The sequence below is a fragment of the Brevibacillus sp. MCWH genome, assembly GCF_013096935.1.
Taxonomy (GTDB): domain Bacteria; phylum Bacillota; class Bacilli; order Brevibacillales; family Brevibacillaceae; genus Brevibacillus; species Brevibacillus aydinogluensis.
Genome location: NZ_SDLF01000096.1, coordinates 1 through 602 on the forward strand (window position 1 = coordinate 1; position 602 = coordinate 602).

Genomic DNA, 602 nt, shown 5'->3' on the forward strand with positions numbered 1-602 from the left:
ATAGTAGACTTATCGTTTTTAACAAAAGGATATATAAAGAAATCTGTTTTTGAGTACGAACCTTTTTCACCACAATACCCAGAAGAATTAGTTGGAGAACACGACATGTTTACTGCTATTGATAATGGAGATATACTTTTACATCATCCGTATGAAACTTTCGATACTGTAGTAAAGTTTCTTGAACATTCTTCAGAAGATAAGAATGTACTTGCTATTAAGATGACACTTTATAGGGTATCATCGTCTGAATCTCCAATTGTTGAAGCGTTATGTAAAGCTGCCCAAAATGGTAAACAAGTAAGTGTTCTTTTGGAAATTAAAGCTCGATTTGATGAAGAACGAAATATGTCATTAATTGAAAAGCTTAAGATTTCTGGTTGTAAAATTATTTATGGGTTTGATGATTTAAAAACACACTGTAAGTTTATACTAGTAGTGCGAAAAAATAAAAAAGGTACATTAAAAACTTATTGTCATATTGGTACAGGAAATTACAATGATAAAACAGCTAAGATTTATACTGACTTCTCTTATTTTACAGATTCTAATAAAGTAGGAGAAGATTTAATCACAATATTCAATATTTTGTCAGGATTTTC

General features: G+C 29.4%; 1 protein-coding gene. It reads left to right on the forward strand.

Translation table 11 applies throughout. From position 1 onward, the window contains the following. A partial coding sequence (locus ETC00_RS19530; protein WP_253264346.1) for a phospholipase D-like domain-containing protein occupies positions 1 to 602 on the forward strand: 602 nt, incomplete at both ends.